15 protein-coding genes are annotated in these 18,570 nt (G+C 50.3%); 2 read left to right on the top strand and 13 right to left on the bottom strand.

Annotated features, from left to right (window positions below):
* Positions 1–240: 240 nt before the first annotated feature.
* From ACY69O_RS01780 to ACY69O_RS01835, 12 genes are all read right to left on the bottom strand, one after another.
* The gene (locus ACY69O_RS01780) at positions 241–2,094 is read right to left on the bottom strand and encodes a condensation domain-containing protein (protein WP_462331757.1); all 1,854 of its coding nucleotides are present in this window, start codon (positions 2,092–2,094) and stop codon (positions 241–243) included.
* Positions 2,095–2,146: 52 nt separating this feature from the next.
* The gene (locus ACY69O_RS01785) at positions 2,147–2,446 is read right to left on the bottom strand and encodes an STAS domain-containing protein (protein WP_462331758.1); all 300 of its coding nucleotides are present in this window, start codon (positions 2,444–2,446) and stop codon (positions 2,147–2,149) included.
* Between the two features lie 95 nt (positions 2,447–2,541).
* Positions 2,542–3,399, bottom strand: a complete 858-nt coding sequence (gene rsmA, locus ACY69O_RS01790) for a 16S rRNA (adenine(1518)-N(6)/adenine(1519)-N(6))-dimethyltransferase RsmA (RefSeq protein ID WP_462331759.1) — start codon at positions 3,397–3,399, stop codon at positions 2,542–2,544.
* Positions 3,396–3,947: a ribonuclease M5 gene (rnmV, locus tag ACY69O_RS01795; RefSeq protein ID WP_462331760.1), complete on the bottom strand. Its 552-nt coding sequence runs from the start codon at positions 3,945–3,947 to the stop codon at positions 3,396–3,398. Before rnmV ends, rsmA begins: the two co-directional genes overlap by 4 nt.
* Positions 3,948–3,956: 9 nt before the next feature.
* Positions 3,957–4,631: a dTMP kinase gene (locus ACY69O_RS01800; RefSeq protein WP_462331761.1), complete on the bottom strand. Its 675-nt coding sequence runs from the start codon at positions 4,629–4,631 to the stop codon at positions 3,957–3,959.
* 13 nt (positions 4,632–4,644) lie between these two features.
* Positions 4,645–6,102, bottom strand: a complete 1,458-nt coding sequence (locus ACY69O_RS01805) for an aminotransferase class I/II-fold pyridoxal phosphate-dependent enzyme (protein ID WP_462331762.1) — start codon at positions 6,100–6,102, stop codon at positions 4,645–4,647.
* On the bottom strand, positions 6,099–7,331 hold the full coding sequence (locus ACY69O_RS01810) for a sensor histidine kinase (protein ID WP_462331763.1): 1,233 nt from the start codon (positions 7,329–7,331) through the stop codon (positions 6,099–6,101). The genes ACY69O_RS01805 and ACY69O_RS01810 overlap by 4 nt, the downstream gene beginning before the upstream one ends.
* Before the next feature lie 118 nt (positions 7,332–7,449).
* A complete protein-coding gene (locus ACY69O_RS01815) occupies positions 7,450–9,642 on the bottom strand; it encodes a SpoIIE family protein phosphatase (RefSeq protein ID WP_462331764.1) in 2,193 nt (730 codons plus the stop codon).
* Positions 9,639–10,073: an ATP-binding protein gene (locus ACY69O_RS01820; RefSeq protein WP_462331765.1), complete on the bottom strand. Its 435-nt coding sequence runs from the start codon at positions 10,071–10,073 to the stop codon at positions 9,639–9,641. The genes ACY69O_RS01815 and ACY69O_RS01820 overlap by 4 nt, the downstream gene beginning before the upstream one ends.
* Positions 10,074–10,131: 58 nt before the next feature.
* A complete protein-coding gene (locus tag ACY69O_RS01825; protein ID WP_462331766.1) occupies positions 10,132–11,310 on the bottom strand; it encodes a type III PLP-dependent enzyme in 1,179 nt (392 codons plus the stop codon).
* A 155-nt stretch (positions 11,311–11,465) separates the two neighbouring features.
* Positions 11,466–13,607, bottom strand: coding sequence for a hydantoinase/oxoprolinase family protein (locus ACY69O_RS01830; RefSeq protein ID WP_462331767.1), 2,142 nt, complete (start codon positions 13,605–13,607; stop codon positions 11,466–11,468).
* Positions 13,608–13,620: 13 nt separating this feature from the next.
* A complete protein-coding gene (locus tag ACY69O_RS01835; RefSeq protein ID WP_462331768.1) occupies positions 13,621–14,994 on the bottom strand; it encodes a transporter in 1,374 nt (457 codons plus the stop codon).
* 143 nt (positions 14,995–15,137) lie between these two features.
* Between ACY69O_RS01835 and ACY69O_RS01840 the strand changes: the two genes are divergently transcribed.
* Together ACY69O_RS01840 and ACY69O_RS01845 are read left to right on the top strand one after the other, a co-directional pair.
* Entirely contained in the window at positions 15,138–15,617 is a 480-nt protein-coding gene (locus ACY69O_RS01840) for a nitrous oxide-stimulated promoter family protein (RefSeq protein ID WP_462331769.1), read from the top strand.
* A gap of 96 nt (positions 15,618–15,713) precedes the next feature.
* Positions 15,714–16,991, top strand: a complete 1,278-nt coding sequence (locus tag ACY69O_RS01845; RefSeq protein WP_462331770.1) for an L-cysteine desulfidase family protein — start codon at positions 15,714–15,716, stop codon at positions 16,989–16,991.
* Positions 16,992–17,050: 59 nt separating this feature from the next.
* On the opposite strand, the gene ACY69O_RS01850 is transcribed toward ACY69O_RS01845, so the two are convergent.
* Positions 17,051–18,570, bottom strand: a 1,520-nt coding sequence (locus tag ACY69O_RS01850; protein ID WP_462331771.1) for a M13 family metallopeptidase, incomplete at its 5' end; no start/stop codon positions are given.

The following is an 18,570-nucleotide window of genomic DNA, read 5'->3' on the forward strand; positions in this document are numbered from 1 at the left end:
CACCCAGCGACATTACCGCTGCGGTGTTGTTCATAATCGTCATAGTCATGGGCGTATCCATCCTTTGAAATAACCATCCTAAAAATCTCGTCAATTATATATCGTAATTTTCATAAAAGGTATTAAGGACCAAAAAAATTTTTTACACACAAAAAGCTGCCGCAGATTTTCCTGCGGCAGCTTTTGACTTCATTTGCGTATCCTTTATTAACAGCTCATTTTTATTCAGCGCAGTTTCTCTTACGACTGAACCCAGAGCCTCTGGAAGGTTTCCAGCTGTTTTGTTATATAGGCGATGATATTTTTATAGAGGTTCGGCTGCTGCAAGAGCAGTTTTTGCATTGCAGCTTTAGGCACGGCAAAAATCGTAGCACGCTCGGACAGGACTTCCACTGAAAGTGTCGCCTTGCGTTCCTCAAGCATGACCGTCTCATTAAGCCAGGAACCTTCCTTGGCGATGCCAAGCGTACAGTACCAGCCTTCGGTGTCCTCGATACTGCGGACCAGCTTTCCTTCCACGACGAAAAGGAAATCGTCTCCCAGTCCATCGATGCGGTCGCCCTCGAAGTAGGTGCAAAGCGTTCCTGCCTGCGTAAAGAGCTGCGTTGTTCCCGCACTCGCCCCCTGCAGAATCTGAATAGTGGAGACGGCGTTTTGCAGACGTGCCTGCTCTTCCTCTTTGTAAACAGCCTGCATCGACTTTTCGGAACGAAGACGGGCAAAAAGATTATCCTGAAAAACATCGAATCCCTTATAATAATCCGCCAGCACCTGCTGAAGCGTCATAATATACGTTTTCGCAATACGCTCACCCGTTCCCGGTGCAAAGGAATCCTCATCATAGATCATAATGATTGAAGCCTTTGTTTCTGTATATTGAAAATAAAGGCTCAGCTTTGTGCTCTGCGCATCCCATGAACGTCTCGAAACAATACTGCCCTCCGGCTCAGCCGGTTGTAAAGAGTACGGATTTTCCTCAGATAGAAAATCGTAAAAATCCAAAAAATGGTCAAAGGGCTTTTCGCCTCTTTCCATGAAACTGCCAAAACCTTCCCAGTCAAGGCAGGCATAAGGCTTTGACACCAGCAGCTGCTGGAACTGCCGCTTTATGAGACCTTCTACGGTCTCATCCTTTTCCAAAGTCTGCCGTACAGGCACCATATTGAAAGGCCGCCATGCTTCGCCCTTTTGCGTGTTCTGATTCGGTACAAGCAGACAGAAGCAAAGATCCCTGCTGCGTCCTTCTGTCTGAAGAAGCAGTCCCCAGGCGGTGGCAAGCACAGCCATCATCATCATGCGGTTGTCCTTCGTCTCACTGATTAAATCATTAAACAGCTCATTCGGCAGAACAACATTACGCGCCTTCTGCTTATAGGGATGAGGCTGTATATTTGCCAGCTCCCACGGAAGGGAATTGGAACGTGGCGGAGCAGCCAGAAGCTCCTTCCAATATTCATGCATCTTCGCTTCCATGTGACCGCTGCGCATCAGCGGCTGCACTACGGGCTGCTCTTTCTCCTTCAGACCAAGCACAGTCCGGAATATCTTACGGATATCAAAGCGGTCCAGAATAATTTGCGCGGCTGTCAGCAGCACCGCATATTCATCTTTTCCTGTGTGAAACACAAAAATGCGCTGCAGGCCGCCCTTTTCAACATCAAAGGGATAGCGGATGGCCGCGGCTGAAAACTTGAACAGCATAGCGTCGATTTCTTCCGGATCCCGTCCCTGCAGATTATTGTAGATGACAGGCTCTGTGTTTTTTCTCTCACGTGTAACTACCGCAAGAACACGGTCTCCCACATCGCAGTAATTTGTGCGAAGCACGTCCTCCTGCACATTCAGTTCCCTGAGCGTGCGGTTAAACAAAATCGGTGAAAGAGTCCCCTTCAACTTATACAGTGTCTGTGTCAAAAAGCTCGGAGACAGGAAATTCCCGTGTCCGAAAAACCATGCTTCGTATGCGGTCAGCTCACGGACATACTCTATTCTGTGCGCCGCGTATCCATTTTGCGGCTGAGGACCGTAAACCTCAGTAAGCCGCTTCTGTTCATTGCCCGGAAGATTGTAAAAGCTAATCCTGTTTTCCTGCATAGCTATTCTCCTCTACGCATCCATCAGCCAGTTAAACTTCTTTTTTAGAGCTTCATTTTTCTATCTGAAGCAGTTCATCAAAGCCCGTCATGGAGAAAATCTCCATAACACTGTCCTGCACATGGCGTACTACCAGTTTCCCCTGTGCCTTCATGCGCTTCTGCGCACGCAGAAAAATCCGAAGCCCTGAGGAGGCAACATAAGACAGCTCTGTGCAGTCGAGGATAAGCAGTGTAACATTATCCAGTGATGCTTCAAGTTCCTTTTCAAAGTCAACCGCAGCGATTGTATCTAAACGTCCAGAAAGAGTCATAGTAAGCTCTGTTCCGTTTTTCTCTTTCGTTATTTCCATCTTCGATGCCCCCCGCATAATATTTCGATTTATAATATTATAGCACAAAAAGCTGCCGCAGATTTTCATGCGGCAGCTTCGTTTTGAAAATATATTCAGTTTTTGTTCAATGCAGTTACTGCATCAGCCAGAGCGGCGAATTCAGCAAGTGTCAGTGTCTCACCCCTGCGCGTTCCTTCAACGCCCGCAGTGCTCAGTACTGTCTTTACGTCGTCCTTTGAAATCCCCACACCTGTCAGCGCATTGGTGAGTGTCTTGCGGCGCTGTCCAAAGGAAGCTTTTACAACACGGAAAAACATTTTCTCGTCCTTCACGTCAACAGGCGGTTCCGTCCGCACCACGCAGTCCATTACCGCAGAATCGACGGCAGGAGCAGGCATAAAGCACTTAGGCGGAACATTAAGGGCAAACTCCGGCTCGGTATAATACTGCACCGCAACGGAAAGCGCACCGTAATCCTTGCCTCCCGGCTCGGCAGTCATGCGCTCGGCAACCTCCTTCTGAACCATGGTGACAATACGTGTAATAGGCAGCTTCTGTTCAAGCAGCGCCATTATGATAGGCGTCGTGATGTAATACGGCAGATTAGCAACCACCTTAAATGGCTCATCTCCCATAAGGGCGCGGATATCCGTTTTAAGAATGTCTCCCGGCACTATACGCACATTATCATACGCCTTGAGAGTTTCCGCCAGTACCGCAGGCAGCTTTTTATCCAGCTCAACCGCCGTCACGTCAGCCCCGGCCTCTGCCAGTGCCTGGGTGAGTGTACCTATTCCCGGCCCGATTTCAAGCACACGGTCTCCCGGCTCAATCTCCGCCGTCGCCACGATACCATTCACCACGCCTGCGTCGATGAGAAAGTTCTGCCCAAGACGTTTGCTTGCATGCAGATTGAAAGCTTTTAATATATGGCTTGTTACCCCACGGTCTGCAATCTTAGGCATTTTCACTTTCCATCGCCTCCTTTATCCAGTGCGGCAACAGCCGCTTCAAACTCCTCACGGGTAACCCCATAGTGATTAAGACGCTTCAAAAAAGTTTTTGCGTTCGCCCAGCCCACTCCGAGAGCCGCTCCAAGCTTTGCCCTGCGTTCAGATGCCTCGGCTCCGCCGCTGAGACGGTTTTCGATAAGCTCTGACATGGTAAAAATCTCAGCAGGATTCCACTGAAGAGTGTGCACCTTTTCAAGTGCCTTTCTGATAGCCTCCGGCGAAGCCTGCTCCACTCCTACATCATTATTGGCTGTAGCTTCCTCACGGGGAATAAACGCGTGCTTCGCATCGGGAAATCTCTTTGCCAGAAAGCGGCGAATTCTTTCCCCCGCTCCGTCCGGGTCCGTCAAAATGATGATTCCGCGTTTTTTATACGCCTCGGCAATATCATTAAGCGAGCGTTTATTGAGAGAAAATCCTCCTGTTGTTATACAATCCGCTTCAACAGCTTTATCTATGGCAACAATATCCATCTTGCCTTCTACTACAAGTACTTCCTTTATCATACAAACTCCTTACACATAATCCCTGACCGCGCTCCAAACGTCTTCAGCAATATCCTTCGGTGGGCGCGGGTTTTCTCCGTCGCTGCAGATAACATGCTTCCAGCCGAATTTCTCTGCTGTCTCGCAGTACGCGCTGTAGCAGCGGTGAAGATATGCTTTGTCCTTTTCGTGAATATCCTCCGCCGTTCCCTTTTCCTTGGCTCGGGCAGCCAGCAGCTTGTCACTGACGGCAGGGGCCATATCAAGAAAAACAACACAGTCAGGGCGCGGCAGCCCAAGCTTTTCATATTCCAGATCCTGCAGCCACGCTATATATTTTTCGCGTTCCGCCCCGTCTGTCAGCTTTATAGCCTGATGAACCATATTAGACGTGGTATAGCGGTCAGAAAGAATTATCGTTCCTTCCTCATAATCCTTCTGCCACTTCGTCCGGTACGATGCGTATCGGTCAACTGCAAAAAAAGTCGATGCAGCGTATGCGTCAACATCATCAGCCTGCTTTCCGAATTTCCCTGAAAGATACATGCGCACAAGTACAGAGGATTCCGCCCCGTAATCAGGAAACTCCACACGCTTTACTTTCTTGTTTTCGTCGCACAGCTTTTCGTACAAAAGTCTTGTCTGGGTTTCCTTTCCCGATGCGTCTCCGGCTTCTATTATGATGAGCTTCCCTTTTTTCTCCATGCTTACGCCTCCGTCAGCACAGCACCCGCAAGGTGCCCAGCGTCGTATCCTGCGGCCCGGTAACACGAATTCCGAGCTCCGCGGTTTTTCGTATATAATCAAGTATTCCCCCTGTAATACGCTCTCCGGGGACTATTACAGGTATCCCGGGCGGATAGAAGTTTATTTCCTCCGCCGCAATTTTTCCCTTCGCGTCTTCAAAAGAAACTGCCTCTGAGGGGCGAAACATTGCTTCCCTCGGGGTACATTCCATGGGCGGAATTTCCGAAAGCTGCAGCGGTACGTCAGGCGCAGCCTCACCCCTGCGCTCAGTACAGGAAAAATCCCTGAGAGCACGGATAAGCAGGTCTGCCGTTTCCTCCGTGTCTGCCATTGAGATAATAAACAGCACATTTTTCGTATCCGCCAGTTCGCACTGCAGTTTATATTTCCATCTGAGTATCTGCTCAGCTTCTGCCCCGGTCAGACCCATCCCCGAAACCTGCACGGTGAGCTTTGAGGTATCCAGTGTCTTTGCCCCCGGTCCACCCATGTATTCCTGCCCGAAGCACCACAGTCCGTCCATGCCATTGACCTCAGAGCGTACAAGCGACGAAAGCCATAAAGCGCGTCCCACGCGGAGTTTTCCCTCCTTAGCCATCTGATAACGCGCGATGTCCAAGGACGCCATCAAAAGATAGTTTGGGCTCGTAGATGTCAGAAGCGACATTGTGCGACGCACACGTTCCGCCTCAACACGGTTTCCCTGCAGAAATAGCATTGAGGTCTGTGTCATGGAACCTAAAGTCTTGTGTGTGCTCTGTGCCACAAGGTCTGCTCCGCACGCAATAGCATCAGGAGGCAGCTTATCCGAAAATTTCAAATGTGCTCCGTGCGCTTCGTCAACCAGTACAGTCATTCCGTGCTCATGCGCAAGACTGACTATTGCTTCAAGATCATTAGCCACACCGTAATATGTGGGATATACAACGACAACAGCCTTTGCAGAAGGATACATGCTGATGGTTTCCCTCACGCACTCTGTCGTGACCCCCATCGGGATTCCCAGTTTTTCGTCCACTGCAGGCTGCATATAAATAGGACGCGCCCCTGCAAGGGCGATACCTCCCATAATTGAGCGGTGGGCATTCCTGGGAACAAGCACCTCATCTCCCGGCGACAGTGCCGCCATGAGCATAGTATGAATTGCTCCCGTAGTACCGTTAACCATAAAAAAGGCGTGCTCCGCGCCCCAAAGCTCAGCAGCAAGCTGCTCGGCTTCCTTAATGCACCCATCAGGGTGATTAAGGTCGTCAAGCTCCGCCATCAGCGAAACCTCCTGCTTCAGACCTTCCTCGGTAATCAGCTTTCTCAAAAGCGGGTCTGCTCCAAGTCCCTGTTTATGTCCCGGTGTATGAAAAGCGAGAGCGCCGCCGGCGGCATACGCTTGCATAGCGTCCGCCAGCGGCGCCTGCCGCTGCTGTTCACTCATGCCTGAGTCTCCTTTTCCTCCTCCGCGCCAATCGGGTGCTCCGCCTTGAGCGGATATCGGATATGGACACGCGTTCCCTCTCCGATTCTGGAGGTAACGGAAAGCTCCGCGCCTATGATGGTAGCGCGTTCCCTCATACCAAGAATACCGAAATGCTTATCTTCTGTCGCATTCTGGTTCTCCATCTCAAACTCGTCTACATCAAAGCCCTGGCCTTTATCCTCAACGAGGATAGATACCGCAGCATCCGTATATAACATGCGGAGATTTGCCTCTTTCACTCCCGAATGATGCAGGACATTATTAAGAGACTCCTGCACAATACGGAAAAGACCTGTCTTTACGTGGTCCGGAAGCTGTACCTCTTCTCCGTCCACAGAAAACCGCACGTTGAGCATATCTCTGTCGCGGAATTTACGGGCAACGGCGCCTATGGCGGCCACAAGCCCCAAATCATCAAGGGACATGGGACGCATATCAAAGATAATCTGGCGGATATCCGTGAGGCAGCCCTTAAGATGCTTTCTGAGCTCCTTAATACTCATTTTTGCCTCGTCCGGGTCAACATCAATAAGGCGCTCTATAATCGACGACTCAAGCAGAAGATTTGCCACATCCTGAGCAGGGCCGTCATGAATCTCACGGGACACGCGCAGGCGTTCATCCTCCTGCGCGCGTATAATAGCCGCGCTCAGATATTTATTTTTTGATGCCGCTTCGAGCTGAATCACCACATCGCTTATCTGTGTTCCGAGATAGCTGAGCATGGAGCTTATACGCATAGCCAGCTTCTGTGCCGACTCAACGGTTTTCTGCAGATGATACAGGCGAAGCTCAAGCTGGTTGCGCTGACGGCGCAACTGGCGCTCCTTCTCCCGTGCAATACCGAGCTGCACCTGAACGTTTTTGACAGACTCATACGCTTCTTGAATTTTCTCCTCCGAATAATCGGAAAAGCTGGAGCTGACGAGCACGAGCTTTTGCTTTTCCTTCTGCTCCTGCTCCTCAAGAGCATCGACCTCGTCAATGACCTCCTGCGTAAGACGCTTTGCGTCCTGCAGATTTTTCTTGCTGCTTTCAACTTCGCTGTGAGCAGCCTCATACACGTCAAAAATCTGCGACTTGCTTCCCTCTATTGTACTGACCATGGATTCCAAAATCCGTCGAAGCGATTTCTCTCCGATATCATCTAAGAGAGCTTCCTCAGGCAAATTCTCCAGTTCAGGCATGTAATACACTCCCTTGTCAAGTGTCAGCTTTCCATAATTTTCCAGTAAATATTTTACATTAAACAGAGCGGGAACGCAAACATTCCCGCTCTGTCATATCTGCATAATCTTCCATGCCTCACGGTCCAAGGAAACGTATACCCAGCATAGTAACATCATCCGACGGCTCTGCCCCATTTACGTGCGCGGTAATATCCGCACGGACGGCTGCAAGAAGCGCCTCAGATTTTACCTCCGGCCTTCCTTCCCGCTCCAGCGTTTCCTTCAGTCGGGCCTCGGTATACATATTCCCGTCTGTGTCCATTGCTTCGGTTACTCCGTCAGTATAAACAAAAAGCATATCTCCGGGTGCCAATGTCAGCCGTCTTTCATCATAGACAGCGTCTTCAACTGCACCCACCATGTAATTCTTCTTTTTATTTTCCAACGAGCTCCACTCTGTATGCCCATCTGATGTCCGTCCTATAAACGGTGCATTGTGCCCAGCATTCACATAGGAAAATTCCCCGGTCTTAAGATCCAGCACCCCGAAAAATATCGTAACGAACATCATTTCCTCGTTGTTCTCACAGAGCTGATTATTTGTCCTTTCCATGAGCTTCCCGAGATCGGCACCGATTCCTTCAGAAAGAGCAACATTTTTCAATATTGTTTTCGAAATTACCATGAACAGTGAAGCCGGAACGCCCTTCCCTGACACGTCGGCAATCGTCAGTGCCAGATGATCTTCATCAAGCATGTAAAAATCGTAAAAATCTCCACCCACCTCACGGGCAGGCGCCATTGCAGCAAAAAGGTCAAAATGATCGTTTTCCGAGAATTTAGGGAAAATATTCGGAAGCATGCCTGCCTGTATAGACTGTGCCATGGACAGCTCAGTAGCGATACGCTCCTTGTCCGCCGTAGCATGTGCATAATTTTCCATATAGGTTTTAAGGTCGTCCGTCATTTCATTGACGGAGTCAGCCAGCCCTTCGAGCTCATCTCCGGTCCGAACCTCAAGCTTTTTATTGAGATTTCCCTTCGCAATCTCCTTTACTCCCTCGGAAAGCGTGAGTATAGGCCCCACAAAGTGCCGTGCCGCTCTTCTGCTGACGTATACAAGCACCAAAAGCATAATAAGCAGGAGCACTGCCGTGCGAAGGGCATTCTCAAAGAAACGTCTCTCCATTGAAGCAGCAAACGCCTTCGCCTCATAGGCTACAATATGTCCGATTTCTTCAGCAGGCGCGGTCACGGTATCACATTTAACCAGCGTACCAAAGCTCCACCCCAGCAGCGGCATAGGCGCATAGGCAAGATAATATTCCTCCCCATCGACAGTAACAAGAGCTATATCACTCTTACCCGCTGCCATGGACGCTGCTTCTACCGCAAGGCTTAGCTCCGGAGAAAGTCTGAGGTCCCTTTTTTCCTGAGACACCGCCAGCGTTCCTTCTGTTTTTGAGGACATCACCACGCAGCCTTTATCATCAAGTGCGAAGTTGACACTTTCCTCGCCCAGATTTTTTTTCTGTATTATCTCATGAAGCGCGTGCAGAGGCGTACTGATGCCCGCAACTCCCGCAAACTTTCCGTTCTCGTAATAAGGCGCAGCGCAGGTAATCTCAGAATCTCCCTCCACCGAAATATATACCTCGGTGACGATAGGGTGCCCCTCCTTTTTCGCTACAATATACCAGGGACGTTTCACTGCATCAAATTCCTGTTTCAGGTATACCTCAGGAAATTCTGCCATAGTCTGTCCCTTGGACAATCCGTCAGCCCAGATTAAATATCCGTTATCCGATGCAATGTAGCAGGAGGTATCGGAAGTATAACGTCTTGACGTAAACTCCAGACATTTCCCGATGTTCGAAGCCGTTCCGATCTCACGCATAAGTGCCGGATCAGAAAAAATCCTCTCGGAAAGTCCCCGCCTCAGATAAATATATGCCGTGTTGCCCGGTATCTGTGATTCCGTCGGTGTCATCAGCATAATCGGCGAGTAATCAGCGCTATCTGAAAGAATTCCGGTCATCGTCTTTGCCATATTATCGGCATCAGCCAAAATACCTTCTACGACATGCTCGACATTTTCAGCCTTTTGCTCCGCCACATCGGAGATACGTTTTTTCGCCTGCCGTACTGCAAAATCCTCTGCAAATCCCTCCACTGTCTTTCCCATTGCTCCGCCCGTCTCCAACGCATCGGAACGGCCCTGGTACAAACTGATGAAGGATGCCGCAGAAAGGACAAAAAAAGTCACCAGTCCCGCCGACAGCAGCAAAAGCAGAATACGCCGTTGAATTCCCATCTTTTTCATGTTCATAGCAAAAGCTCCATTGTCAGATGATTAGCCATTTCTCCGAACATCTCTTCATACCGGTAGGTCACAGAGGAAAAGAACTGCTTTACAAGAAATATTCCGTATCCGCCTTCAGCCTGTTCCTCCGTAGGCACGCCGTCCGTATGACGCATATCCTCGGCCAAAGGATCGAAATATCTTCCGTGATCGGCAAATTCAAGCCGAAAAAGGCCGTCCTCCGTGGATGTACGCACCCACAGAGGCCCGGCCTTTTCATACGCATAGGAAATGATATTAACGGCGATTTCCTCGACGCCAAGCTCAAGTGTATTCAGTTTCTTTTCCGACATACCTAAAGACCTCGCGTCGTCCATTACATCGTCGCGAAGCTGCTCGTATATCTCCATTTCCGCATTATATTTCCGCCATCTGCCGATTCCGTTTTCATTCGCCATCGCAAATCCTCCAGCGGTGCAGAATCATCTGCCCAAACACAACTCATAATGCAAAAGCTTACGCGTATGCCAGACGTTCCTGCACAGGAACCTGTCCTATCTCAAAGATTTCCGGCTCGTCCTCACGGTATACTGTCTGCGCGAAAGCAAAGCCGTTAAAGGTAGTCGCGCTTGCTGTTGTATATGAACCGCAGTTAGGAACGAGAATTAAATCTCCCATGGACAGCTTAGGAAGCATCACATCTCTTTTAACAAAATCTATCGAATCACAGCTGGGCCCCAAAAGCGTAACCTTCTGCTCAGGCCCTTTATTGTACGAGCATATCTCAAAACGCCAGTGGTCGTACATGGCTCCGGAAAATGTCCCGTAAAGCCCTTCATCAAGCACATACCACTGCTGACCGTTGCGAACCTTCTCACCTATAACCGAGGTTACCAGATTAACCGCCGTACCGCATATAAATCTCCCCGGCTCAGACCATATTGATGTCTCAGGAAAAAGTCGTTCAAGCTGACGCTCAACCGCGTCCATAATATCCACCGCGCATGGATCTTTTCCATCCTCTCCGGGAATAGGGAATCCTCCGCCTATATCCAGCATGGTGAGATGCATTCCGGCTTCCTCAGCCTCGTCAAAAAGTCTGCGCGTGAGAAGAAGTGCCTCCACATAAGCTTCCGCCGAAAGGGACTGGCTGCCCACATGAAAAGCAATTCCCGCAGGACACAGGCCTGCATCCTTTGCCTGTCTGAGAAGGCTTACCGCCTCCGCAGGGTCTGCGCCGAACTTCGCATTCAAATCCACAAGCGCCTTCGCGTTCTTCACGCGGATACGCACCAAAACTTCCGCTCCCGGTACGGCCTCAGCCATTTTAGGAATCTCGCTTGCATCATCAAAGGTAAACCTGCGCACGCCGCAATTCGACGCGGCACGAAGGCCAACAGGTGTCTTCACAGGATTCGCGTAAATCATTCGCTCCCCGGAGACTCCCATACGGTGCAGAGTCTCAATCTCCCCCGCCGAAGCCGTATCGAAGGAAGCCCCCAGCTCCACCATAGTCTCCAGAAGCTTTGGTGACGGGTTTGCCTTCATGGCATAAAAAATATTGACCATAGGCATGTGTTCCCGAAGGAAACGATAATTATAAGCGACCTGCTCGAGAGATACCACAACAAATGGCGTCGGATATTTCTCCGCAAGACGGGTCATTTCTTTTTCCGTGAGACGAAAGCTTTTCATAACACTCTCCCATTCCGCGAGACGCTCCGGCTTTGGGTATTCATGAGCGATGGACATTGCGCCGGTTTGTCTTTATTTTGCGTTCATTGTACCCCCTGTGTTTTCTTTTTGCAATACGTTTTCCGACATTTTAACCGACACTTGAAATTTTTATTTTACTGCACCACGGCAAGCACCGCCACAGGCTCATTTTCCTCTCTGCCGTCCATCTCCATGGCAAGCACCTCGTCCACCTGTTCGCGGCTGACAAGTCCGGAAAGATCAAGCTGCTTTTCCCCGTAATATGCAAACATAGGCGGAATCTGTCCGCCAACGGTACTGTATTCCGTTGTTTCCTCCAAAAGAATATCGAGACTTTCCTTAAGCTTTCCCTTCGTGGAAACAGCCGCGCCTATCCCCTCACGCTGAAGACGTATCACCCCGTCCCTGTCTATCACGCGTACGGCATGACTTTGATTTTCAAATATGCCGAAGGATTTTCTTTTGCGTATGCCGTCAAAAATATGCCAGCGTCCAAGGCAGGCAATCTCCTGCACCTGCTCCGCAGGAAGTCCCATAGACTCCGCCGCGGTATTAAGAAGCTCTTTCTCAGACGGAACCTCAAGGCTTTTTGCGCCCTGTCTTATTTCCGTTGCTCCCATGGCAACGGCACGGAGAATATTCGCCTTCTGATCTACCTCTATAGATACTTCTATTGTCTCTTCTCTCGCTCCCGACTGCATTGCACGCTCTATTGCCTCACGGCGTATGGAGCGGACATCATCACCCGTCGGCTGCACCACGGTACGCTCTGCCGATTCCCGCACCATAGCCATAGCTACCCCGATAGTTGAAATGATAGGGGCATTCTTTACCTCTCTCCATGGTACTCCCATGACTCTTCCGAGATACGGCACAATTACTCCCGCGCTACCTCCTCCGCCCGCGAGCACAACCGCTTCCTTAGGCAGCTCGTAGTCGCGTATTAACGCCTCCACAATGGCGCGTACCTTTGACGCGGCAATATCCATTGTCTGTCTCGCCGCTTCCTCAGCCGAAACGCCGATTGCAGCCCCCAAGGTCTGCCACGCCGCCCGGGCCGCCTCCTTGTCTCCGCTTGAATAATCTCCATCGGGAACACTCCCCAAAAGATTTGCCGCCCCTGCAAGAGTAAGCGCTGCGCGCCGTCCGTCGCTTCCCTCGGCTGCCGCAAACACCGGCTCATCATCTCTGCAGGGCGAAAGCAGAACAAGCTTTGGATTATTCAGCCCCGGCTCAAAAACCTCATATGGCAGTCCTGCAATATGTGCGCTTCTCGGCCCCACGTCGGTTATCCTTCCGTTCTCAACACGGATCATGCTGCCACCGGCAACTCCCAGAGTACGCACATCAAGCGAACGCAGATACATCTTGTGACCGCCAAGCTCTCCATACCGCACCATAACACGGCCGTCACGCACCGCAGAAATATCCGTTGATGTTCCCCCTGCCTCGAGAAAAATACCGTTTGACATTTTCTCGTACATAAGCGCTCCGGCAACCCCTGCAGCAAGCCCCGAAAGCATGGTAAGAATCGGACGCCGCCTCACCTCGTCCGCAGTCATTACACCGCCGTCGCAGCGCATTATCATCAGAGGCGCCCCTATCTCAGAACGCTTCACACACGCCTCTGTCATATCCGCGGTTTCCATCATACGCGGTATAAGGCTCCCGTTGATTACCGCCGTGCGGGTACGCACACGCAGGCCGTAAAGATGCGAAACCTCGTGTCCGCCTGTCGCCGGAAATCCTTTTTCCCGCGCGATTTCCATCACAAGCTTTTCAGCCTCGGGGTGGTCTACTCCAAAGGACTCACTGGCAACCATAACCGCAGCGCCCTGCTCCGCCAGCTCATCTATCCGCCTTGCTATCTCTTCACGTACAGATTCCGCGTTTTCCGTTTCCACAAAGGCATGTGCGGTTCGAAGAAGCTTTCCGGGGGCCAGGGGAATATCTCCAACGTCCGTATCGGATTTCACCCTGTCCGCGAAAAATCCGTGTCCGATACCAATAATCCCCGCCTTTGCAACATCGCCCTCCAAAAGAGCATTTGTCGCCTGTGTGGTTCCGTGGGCTATAAAAACGACCTCGTCAGGAGAAATATTATTTTTTGTCAGAATATCATGCAGTATCTCAATGATACCGACGGCAACACCCTCCTTCGCCTCATGCGTCGTAGGCCGCTTTTCCTGCGCTATGATTTCATACGTTTCATCATCTATAGCCACGGCATCGGTAAAGGTTCCGCCCACATCAATGCCTATCCGTACACGTCTCATTCCCCACCCTCCTTTACCACTGAGTCAATGTCACATACAGCATGAGGACACAGCACTCTGCCATGGAAAATGGAAGGAGCTTTTTAAGCACGTCATTGGGGTCCGCTTTTACAAAACCGCTGAGCCATACATTCTGCGAATTTGTCGGGTCTGCCCCCTGCACCGTACCAACAGCCAGAAATATACCGCACAGCACAGCCGGCGGAATCGTCCCCAACGACATCATCAGTACCGCAATGCCTGCTCCCATTCCGAACATATTAAGAGGACCGCGGTAAAGCGCCGCCGGAGACAAAAGCGTAAAAAACGCGAATACAGCCCAGTGCGACTCCGGCACTACTGCCCTCAAAAGAGGATTCAGCACTGCCGCCACCTGCGGGTGCATAACAGAAGATACAAGCATGCCTATTCCCATGAAAAGGAAAATAACTCCTGCCACATCTTTTATGCCTTCCACAAGTGCCCCTGTAAAAACCTGAACAAGCTGCTCAGGACGCACTATAGCAGCTGCGTACAGGGACGCGAAAATAAATCCGAAAACTGCCGCAGCCACCGGGTCTACCATGCCGTCGGCTGCCTTTCCGAACCCGAAAACCGCCCGTGCTCCGAATACAATAACAATAGGCAGCACCGGTGCCAGAAATGCCGCACCCGGCACCTCACGTCTCTCCTTCACAAGAGATGACGGCTTGCGGTTCAAAACACGTCCCGCCGCCCTGAAAAAACTTCCCGGCAGAGAAATAATTCCTTTCAAAAGTCCACAGGCAAAATGCCCAAAGGAGCTTTCTCCCGGCTGTTTCACATAAATAAACAGATACGAAAGCATACCAAGAACCGACAGCGTAAACACCGGCAGATAATAAGACGGCACAACCTCACCGCCAAAAATGCCAATCCATATTCCGTAGCTCGCCGTGTTTGCGGCAAGCCCTGTACCCAGTGCCAAAAGCTGAAGGATCACGGCATCTATGGGATTGATTCCGGCTCCTGTCATTATGGGCAGAGCAATGGAGCCCACCATTATTACCGCGCCCAATCCGCTCAGCCCCAGAAAAACAAACACCGTCGCCAGAGACATGACAAGAGCGATAGTCACCGGCTGATCTCCCGCAAGCTCCGCTGCAGTTTTTATCAGCGCATCTGCTATTCCTGTTTTCATTATGACGCGGGCAAACATCGCGCCGAAAATAACAACAGCCATTGCACTGCCCAGCCTCATAGCTCCGCCCAAAAGCACAGTATTAAGATACACAGGAGCAGACAGCCCCGATACTGCCGCCACCCACGCCGCCATCAGCGGAAGTGCCAGAAGCGTAGACAATTTTTTCGTTGCCATCAGTGCCGCAAAAATCACAAATCCTGCTATGATTAAAACTCCGATAGTCATATTTCCGTGCCTCTCTTTACTCGTATTGAAGTATATATTCGCATAATTTTCGAAAAATCCTTCCTTTTCAAAAATCCTTGCTTTTCTTTCCTATTACAAGTAAAATTTATGTATATGCAAATCTTTTATAAGGGTGATATCCAATGAGCTTTTTATCGAATCTTCTTCCGGAACGCTTCCGCAAGAAAGACAAAAATCCGGTTGAGGATCTGAAACAGAATCTTCCGAAGGAAAAAGCAAATATCAAAAAATCCTTCGCAACCTACTGCAACTCCAATCACGGAACAAAGGACGGCAAACTCTGCCCTAAGTGCAACGCGCTGCTCTCAATCATCTTCCCGAAGATGAACCGCTGCCGTTACGGCGTAACAAAACCAATCTGCGACAAATGCGACATGATGTGCTTCGGCGAAGAACACAATGCAGCTTTCATGGAAATCATGGAAGGCTCCCGCAAGGGAATGCTCATCCGCCATCCTGTAATGACGGTACGCCACAAAATCATGAAAATGGGCGTTGACTACGCAAAGCAGAAGCAGAACGAAGCCGCTGCGGAGAAACTCGCAAGCCAGCGCAAAGCGAAAAAAGAAAAAAGAGAACGCAGAGAAAAAGCAAATCGCTGATCGGTGCTTCATCAGCTTGCAAGCCTTCCTCTTTCGGGGAAGGCTTTTCCTATGTCCACTGATACAAGACAAATCCTATATGAAAGAAGAGTCTGCATGAAAAAAGACAACCCCATCTACAAAGCCTATATATCCATTCTTGAACGCGAGCTCGTTCCCGCAATGGGCTGCACCGAGCCGATAGCAATTGCCTTTGCTGCAGCAAAGGCCCGCTCTGTCCTGGGCTGTGTGCCTGACAGGCTCCATGTGGCAGCCAGCGGCAACATCATAAAGAATGTCAAAAGCGTCATAGTTCCTAACACCGACGGGCGGCGTGGAATAGCAGCAGCCTGCGCGGCTGGCGCATTCATGGGAGACGAAAACGCGCTTCTTGAAGTCATAGCCCATGTCACCCCCGAGCAGCGTGCGGGCCTCGGAAAATATATGGAAGAAACGGAAATCACAGTCAGCGCCTCGGATACAAACCACGTTCTTGATATAATCGTGACTGCCTCAAAGGACAACCATTCCGCGACAATCCGTGTCGCAAACGAACATACCAATATCGTGCAGATTGAAAAGGACGGAGAAATACTTCTCCATAAGGAAGCAGAAGAGAAACAGGATCCCGGCAAGCCGGACTATGAATGTATGACTATCGAGGACATTTACGACTTTGCCACCACGGCAGACCTTGATGACGTAAAAGAACTCCTCGACAGACAGATTGCCTACAATACTGCAATCGCGGACGAAGGGCTGAAAAACGACTACGGTGCGAACATCGGAAAGGTTCTTTTGAAGGCCTACGGCAACGATATCCGCATCCGTGCGAGAGCACGGGCGGCAGCAGGCTCCGATGCCCGAATGAACGGCTGCGACATGCCTGTCGTCATCAACTCCGGCAGCGGAAATCAAGGCATGACGGTCTCCCTGCCTGTTATCGAATACGCAAAGGAGCTGAACGCAAGCCGGGAGCAGCTCTACCGTGCGCTCCTGATTTCGAACCTCGTTACCCTGCATGAAAAGGAAGGCATAGGACGCCTTTCCGCTTACTGCGGTGCTGTCAGCGCAGGCGCAGGCGCGGGAGCGGGTATCGCCTATCTTGTTGCAGGGGATTACAAATCCATCATACACACCATCGTAAATGCCCTCGCTATCACGTCGGGTATCGTATGCGACGGCGCAAAGGCCTCCTGTGCGGCGAAAATCTCCGCTGCAGTTGACGCGGGTATCATGGGCTTTGAAATGTACCGCAACGGCCAGCAGTTCTACGGCGGTGACGGACTGGTACTCAAAGGTGTAGAAAATACCATAAGAAACATCAGCCGTCTCGGACGTGTAGGAATGGCAGAAACGGATAAAGAAATTATCAAGATGATGGTTGGAGAATAAAATAAAAATGGAGCTGTTGATAGAATGCTTTCGCATTTTTCACAGCTCCATTTTTATTTTCACCAAAGCCCTACCCGTTCCTCGGGCGGCACATACATTCCGTCCCCGGGACGTACATCAAAGGCACGGTAAAAGCCCTCGGCCGAGCTCATTGCCCCGTTAATTCTCACATACTGAAACGGATGCGTGCCTGCCGCCATTCTCCTCCATGCAGAGCTCCCGGCTTTTGCACGCCAGCATTTGGCAATTTTTACATAAAGCCTTCTTAGAGCTTCCTTATCATCTCCGACCATCTCCGTTACCACGGAAATTCCGCCAAGGTCGGCAATATTTTCAGCCAGTGTCTGTTCACCGTTTGTCCGCATCCCATCTTCTGCAACGTATCTGCCGTAAAATGCCGCGATAGAATCAATTCTTTCCTTATACGCGGCCCGATCTTCCTCTGTCCACCACGAACGCTGAACCCCATCAGCATCAAACTGTGCGCCGATACTGTCAAAGGAATGACTTATCTCATGAGCCAGTATCATTCCGATACCTCCGAGATTATCTGTACGGTCTGCATTTTTATCAGAAAATGGAGCCTGCAGCATGGCATAGGGAATAATGATTTCATTCGTGCAGGGCCGGTAAAAAGCATTCACCGTCTGCGGCAAAAAGCCCCATTCAGAAGCATCAAATGGACGCAAAAGCTGATCTTTATGTGCCGCCGCGCGTACTCTGTAAAGAGAAAGCACATTGTCTATCAGCACTCCCCCCTCAGCCGGTCTTTTTATTTCAAACGAATCCGCATACTCTGCCCATTTTTCAGGCGCGCCAATCCGTACTGCAAGTCTGTCCAGCTTTTCCTTTGCGTATTTTTTTGTCGGAACGCTGAGCCAGTCCGCTGCTTCAATCCTTTTGAGGTAAATTTCCTTCATTTCTTCTGCAAAAGAAAGTATCTCTCTTTTTGTTTCTTCATCATACGTCAGAGCGGCATACTGCCGTCCGTAAAGCTCCGGAAGAAGCCTTTCAGTCTGCCGCTGGCTGTACTCTGCCCTTTCATACGGATTAAGGCAGCGCCTCGTTTCATCTACAGCGGCAGAAAACTCATCAGCCATGTCGCGAATCTCAGGTGTAAGCTCTCTGTCAAAAGCAAATATAATACGGACTATGGCATAATCCTTCATTACCTGCAGATTTCCCTGTTCCATAAAAGAATCCGCGCAGCATATGAGCTCAGGCTCACGTATGTCAAAAGCGGCAACTCCCGAAGCTTCTCCTATCCCCGCTGCCTCCAGCACAGGGCGAATATCTATATTCGTATAAAGCGACGAAAGATAATCTATATTTCCACGTTCAATCCCTGACGGGTTATTTCGCTTTTCCAAAGGCTCCTGCAGTTCTGCCATAGTCCTCTGTATTGAGAGAATCCCTTCAGCCGCTTCCTCTGCCTCAGTTTCACTTCTGCCGTACAAAACCAGCAGACTTTTTATGTACGTCCGATAAAGCTCTATCTTTTCACGATTCCCGGAATCAGACATAAACTCCCTGCCCAGCCCCGGCTGCGGCACTCCCCACACCGGAATGCATCTGCTGC

The organism is Schwartzia sp. (in: firmicutes) (genome assembly GCF_978017985.1).

Excerpts from the sequence above, each read along its gene's own strand:
- ACY69O_RS01835 (WP_462331768.1), bottom strand. The coding sequence starts at position 14,994 with ATGACTATCGGAGTTTTAATCATAGCAGGATTTGTGATTTTTGCGGCA.
- rnmV (WP_462331760.1), bottom strand. The coding sequence starts at position 3,947 with ATGATAAAGGAAGTACTTGTAGTAGAAGGCAAGATGGATATTGTTGCC.
- ACY69O_RS01785 (WP_462331758.1), bottom strand. The coding sequence starts at position 2,446 with ATGGAAATAACGAAAGAGAAAAACGGAACAGAGCTTACTATGACTCTT.
- ACY69O_RS01805 (WP_462331762.1), bottom strand. The coding sequence starts at position 6,102 with ATGAGTGAACAGCAGCGGCAGGCGCCGCTGGCGGACGCTATGCAAGCG.
- ACY69O_RS01780 (WP_462331757.1), bottom strand. The coding sequence starts at position 2,094 with ATGCAGGAAAACAGGATTAGCTTTTACAATCTTCCGGGCAATGAACAG.
- ACY69O_RS01815 (WP_462331764.1), bottom strand. The coding sequence starts at position 9,642 with ATGAACATGAAAAAGATGGGAATTCAACGGCGTATTCTGCTTTTGCTG.
- ACY69O_RS01825 (WP_462331766.1), bottom strand. The coding sequence starts at position 11,310 with ATGAAAAGCTTTCGTCTCACGGAAAAAGAAATGACCCGTCTTGCGGAG.
- ACY69O_RS01830 (WP_462331767.1), bottom strand. The coding sequence starts at position 13,607 with ATGAGACGTGTACGGATAGGCATTGATGTGGGCGGAACCTTTACCGAT.
- ACY69O_RS01820 (WP_462331765.1), bottom strand. The coding sequence starts at position 10,073 with ATGGCGAATGAAAACGGAATCGGCAGATGGCGGAAATATAATGCGGAA.
- ACY69O_RS01840 (WP_462331769.1), top strand. The coding sequence starts at position 15,138 with ATGAGCTTTTTATCGAATCTTCTTCCGGAACGCTTCCGCAAGAAAGAC.
- ACY69O_RS01810 (WP_462331763.1), bottom strand. The coding sequence starts at position 7,331 with ATGCCTGAACTGGAGAATTTGCCTGAGGAAGCTCTCTTAGATGATATC.
- ACY69O_RS01845 (WP_462331770.1), top strand. The coding sequence starts at position 15,714 with ATGAAAAAAGACAACCCCATCTACAAAGCCTATATATCCATTCTTGAA.
- ACY69O_RS01800 (WP_462331761.1), bottom strand. The coding sequence starts at position 4,631 with ATGGAGAAAAAAGGGAAGCTCATCATAATAGAAGCCGGAGACGCATCG.